Consider the following 4,886-nt stretch of genomic DNA (forward strand, 5'->3'; position numbering starts at 1 on the left):
CAATCCCTAGCGCAGGGACTTGCCACATCTGATACCTTGACCGGGGGCGACCTTCGCAGTTTCTACATCCAGGCACAGAAGGCACTGTATGAAACGCAGCTCGGATCGGCCGTCGTCCTGGCTGACAAGTCCGGGCAGCAGATCCTTAACACATCTGTTGCCTTCGGGCAGCCTCTGCCATTGCACGGCAACCCGGATATTGTCCAGCGCGTGTTCGAGACGGGCGAACCGGCGGTCTCGGACATTTTCATCGGCTCCGTGCTGCACATGCCCATCATGGTGGTCGGCGTGCCGGTGCTGCGCGACGGCAAGGTGCAAGCCTTCCTCAACGTCAACATCTATCCGGACAGCTTCAACGATATCCTGTCGGCGCAAAGGTTGCCCTACGGTTGGGTCGCGACCATCTTCGACAGCAAGGGCACGATCGTCACGCGCAGCCGCGAATCTCAACGCTTTTCCGGGCAAAAGCCGTCCAGGGACTATTTCGACAAGCTGATGTCGTCCGGCGAGGGCACCTTCGATGCGGTGATGAAGGACGGCGAATCGGCGCGCGCCGCCTACACCAGTTCGCCCGTCACCGGCTGGCGCATCGCGATCGCCATTCCGCATGCCATGCTTGCCGCGCAGTTCAAGCAGCGCATATCCATGCTGGCGCTGGGCATCGCCGTCCTGTTCGCCATCGGCATCGCGATGGCCGGGAAGATCGGCGGCCGCATCGTGCGCGCCTTCCACGCACTCGTCGCGCCGGCACGCGCGCTTGGCGCGGGAGAACCGGTCCATCCACCTGCCGTGGAAATCGTCGAAGCCGCTGCCGTTGCCAAGGCAATGGACGATGCGGCGACCTTGCTGACAGAGCGCGATACCGCGCTGCGCGATGCCCTGCAGACCCTGCGCGAGAGCCAGTACCGCTCGGCCCTGGCACTGAAGGCGGGCGGCACCGCCGTGTGGGAACTGGATGTTGCCTCGCGCCGCTTATTGCCGGCGGACGACCTGCTGTTTGCCATGCTCGGCTACCCGCCGCAGGAATTGCAGACCATGGATGACTGGATGCAGCTGGTCCACAAGGAAGACCGCGCGGGCATGCCGAAGCTGATCGGCGACGTGATCGAAGGACGGCGTGAAAACTACTGGCAGGAAATGCGGCTGCGCGCCAGCGACGGCAGCTGGCGCTGGATTATGTCGCAGGCGATCGCCGCGGAGCGCGGTCCCGACGGCCGCGCCGTCCGCCTGATCGGCACGCATACCGACGTCACCGAGCGCAAGCTGGCGCAGGAGCATGCGCGCCAGGCCGCGCTGCACGATCCATTGACCGGCCTGCCCAACCGCGCGCTGGTGTTCGAATACGGCAGCCACCTGCTGGCCGCCGCGCGGCGCAATCATGCGCGCGGCGCGCTGCTGTTCATCGACCTCGACCGCTTCAAGCCGATCAACGACATCTACGGCCACGAGACCGGCGACCGCGTGCTGCAGGAAGTGGCACGGCGCCTGTCCGCCGGCACGCGCCAGGAAGACCTGGTCGGCCGCCTCGGCGGCGACGAGTTCGTGGTCGTGCTGCCCGTGCTCGATGCCGACCGCCGGCGCGCCGCGACCGTCGCGCAGCACCTGGTGGACAGCATCAGCCAGCCCTACCTGATCGACACGCTGGAGCTGTCGCTGTCGCCTTCCATCGGCATCAGCTTCTATCCCGAACATGCGTCCGACATCAGCGCGCTGCTGCACGCGGCGGACCTCGCGATGTACCAGGTCAAGCAGACGGGCCGCGCCAGCTACCAGTTCTACACGCCGGAGCTGGACCGTCACGCCGACGAGGCGCATTCGCTCGAGGCGCGGGTGCGGCAGGCTTTGCAGCAAGGCGGCCTGCGCCTCCATTACCAGCCGGTGGTGGACATCCGCAGCGGCCGCATCACCGGCGCCGAGGCGCTGGTGCGGCTGTGCGACCGCGAGGGAGATATGGTCGGCCCGGACCGCTTCATCCCCGTCGCCGAGTCCGCCGGCCTGATCACCGAACTGGGCGAATGGGTGGTGGCCGAAGCCTGCCGCCAGCGCGGCGTCTGGCGCGAGGAGGGACTGACGCTGTCGATCGCAGTCAATGTCTCGCCGCTGCAGTTCCGCCAGCGCGATTTCGCGGAACGGCTGAGCGGCATCCTGGCCGACAACGGCGCCGATCCCTGCGGCCTGGAAGTGGAGGTGACGGAAAGCGCGGTGATGGACAACCTCGATGAAGCGATCAAGGTGCTGGACCGCATCAAGGCGCTCGGCGTGAAGGTGGCACTCGACGATTTCGGCACCGGCTACTCCAGCCTGAGCCGCCTGACCAGCCTGCCGCTGGACAAGCTGAAGGTCGACCAATCCTTCGTGCGCCGCATCGAAAGCGACCAGGCCAGCCGCACCGTCACCGGCGCCATCATCGCGCTCGGCCACAGCCTCAAGCTGGACGTGATCGGCGAAGGCATCGAATCGGAAGACGCGCTGCGCTACCTGCAGGAACACGGCTGCAGCCTGGCACAGGGCTTCTGGTTCAGCCGCCCGTTGCCGGCGGACGAGTTCGCGCAGTGGTGCCGGGCGCGGCAGGAAATGCACAGCGCACCGGTGCAGGTGTCCTGATCTACCAAGAGTCAGTTCCATAGGGTGCGCCCCGCGCACCAGTGCACTTGCTACTGCCATGGTGCGCGCGGCGCACCCCTACGATCAATTTGTGCGGGATCAAGTACGGGCCTGTGCAGCAGATTAGCCTTGTCGGGCTGCGCCCGGCATGTCGCCCGGAAGCGCCTTACCGGGAGTCATCATGACCGGCACACGGCATCCTGCATGCGCAACCCTGATCGTGTCATTCATCGTCAGCGCCCTGTTCGCAACGGAGGCGCACGCCGCGTGGTGGCTCAAGGCACTTGATGCGGCCGGCGATGCCTCGCGCGCCGCCGCCAAGGCGTCGGTTGCGGCCGGACGCCGGCTGCACGACATCGTCAAGGCGCACCCGCCCGGTCCGCATCCCGCACATGCACTGCGCATCGCTGACGGCAAGGTGATTGCCGCCGATGCACATGGCGCGGAAGTGGTGGTCGCGACCGCCAGCGCGGGCGGCGCTCTGGCACTGACCGCCGACGGCGCCGCGCTGCTGCGAACCGCCGCACTGGTCCTGTCCGAGGATGACCTGAGCGCGCTCGGCGAGCTCCTGAAGAAGACGGCCGACACCGCGCCCGGCCGCCCCATCCACCTGCTGCGCGGCGACGGCACGCTGGGCCGCGTGGTGGTGGAAGAGGCAAACGGCCGGCGCGTGCTGATGGCGGAGAAATACGCCGGCGTGTTCCTGGAAGTGGCGGCACTGCATGCAGACGAACTCGCGTGGGCGCTGCAGCAGCCGGTCCGCACGCGCAAGGTGCGCGTCATGTCGCTCTTCCACCCATCCGATGCGGATGTGCTGCGCAGGATGGACGAGGCGCTGGGCGAGCTCCATCAGCCGGGCGGCCATGCCGATCCCGATGCCTTCACGCATGCGCTGCGCGAGCAGAAGCAGAAGACCGTCTTCATCGTCGGCCATGTGGAAGGCGACCGCTTCGTGGTACGCGATGCGTCCGGCGCGGTCCATGGCGAACTGCCGATCGCGCAACTCGAAGCGGCGGCGCGCGAAGCGGATGCCTCGGTGTTCATGCTCGGTTGTTCCGCCGCCGCATGCTCGCGCTCATCGGGCTATCTCGACGCGGTGAATGCGCTGCACGTCGCCGACGGGCTGAAGGAAGCGCTGCGCCGGCCGACCTTTGGCGAAGCGTTGTCCGCGCTCTCCACGGGCAGCGGCAGGATGCTGGTCCGTCCCGCCATCATCGGTCCCCTGCGCACCGTCATGGAAGTGGAACAACGGATGGATGACCTCGGCGAGCACGGCTTGCGCGCGCTGCGGTTCAGCACGCTGGCAAGCGGAAGGTCGCGGGAACTGTCGGCGCGCATCGTGCCGGCGATTCCGGCGCTGGTCCAGGTTCCGTGGTTCGTTGGCCTGTTCGTCCCGCTGTTTTCGTTGCGGCCCATCCTGGCGGACTGGGCGGTGCTGCGGCTGCCCGCGCCGCGCTTCGGACACCGGCCGGCGGCGAGCGTGATGGTCAAGGGCATCCGTTCCCTGGGTTTCCTGCTGATGATGCCCTACGCCGCATTCCTGGACGCGCTGGTGCTGTTCGTGCCCTGGATGCTGTGGCTGGTCGTGACGCTGCTGTACGACAGCGCGGCGGGCATCGTCGCCGCCCTCTTCGGCTTGCTGCTGTGGCGGCCGCATCGCCATGCGCTGGCTGCCGAACCGTGGCTGCGGCGTTTCTGGATGATTCCCATGTTCGGCGCGGCAGTGGCCTTCGCGACGTTTTACTGCCTGCAGGCGTTCCCGTCGTTCGCTGCGCTGGCACAAGACCCGCAACGCCGCCCGCTGGCCTGGATCATGTCCGCGCTCGCTGCATCCGGACTGTCGTACGCGCTGCTCATGCTGTTGCGCGCGGGTCGATGGAATCCCAATCGCCTCCTCGCATGGATTCTTTCCTCTCCCATCCACCTGATCGAAATCGCGGCACGCCGCCTGATCATTCACCCAGGGACGACCAGTGACCAAGCAAGCTCCCCTCCAACTGCAGGCCCTCGTTGACCTGCTCGCCCGGCGCGAACCGGATGTGCTGGAACAGATGCGCCGGCGCTACCCGGAGCAAGCCCGCCTGCTCCATCCCGGCAAGATGCTCGGCACCGGCGCGCCTGCCCAGGAGCGCCTGCTGGCCGACCTCTTCACGAGCACGGCAGGCATCGTGAAGCAGGAAGGCACGGCGGCCTGGCAACTGGTATCGAAGCGCATCCGGAGTTCCGCCCGCCTGCGCCTCGGCGGCAGCATCGTTTCATCGCTCTCGTCGGCGGGGCTGGTC

At 67.2% G+C, this 4,886-nt stretch carries 3 protein-coding genes; all 3 read left to right on the forward strand.

The features are described 5' to 3' along the window. Nucleotides 1-2,604 (forward strand): bifunctional diguanylate cyclase/phosphodiesterase (locus AYR66_RS03245; protein ID WP_206047037.1); only part of this gene is annotated, 2,604 nt, incomplete at its 5' end. A gap of 181 nt (nucleotides 2,605-2,785) precedes the next feature. Continuing rightward, a complete protein-coding gene (locus tag AYR66_RS03250) occupies nucleotides 2,786-4,618 on the forward strand; it encodes a hypothetical protein (protein WP_088706330.1) in 1,833 nt (610 codons plus the stop codon). After that, on the forward strand, nucleotides 4,578-4,886 hold a 309-nt coding region (locus AYR66_RS03255), incomplete at its 3' end, for a hypothetical protein (RefSeq protein WP_206047038.1). The genes AYR66_RS03250 and AYR66_RS03255, both read left to right, overlap by 41 nt.

It is taken from the genome of Noviherbaspirillum denitrificans, assembly GCF_002211445.1.
Classification (GTDB): domain Bacteria; phylum Pseudomonadota; class Gammaproteobacteria; order Burkholderiales; family Burkholderiaceae_D; genus Noviherbaspirillum; species Noviherbaspirillum denitrificans.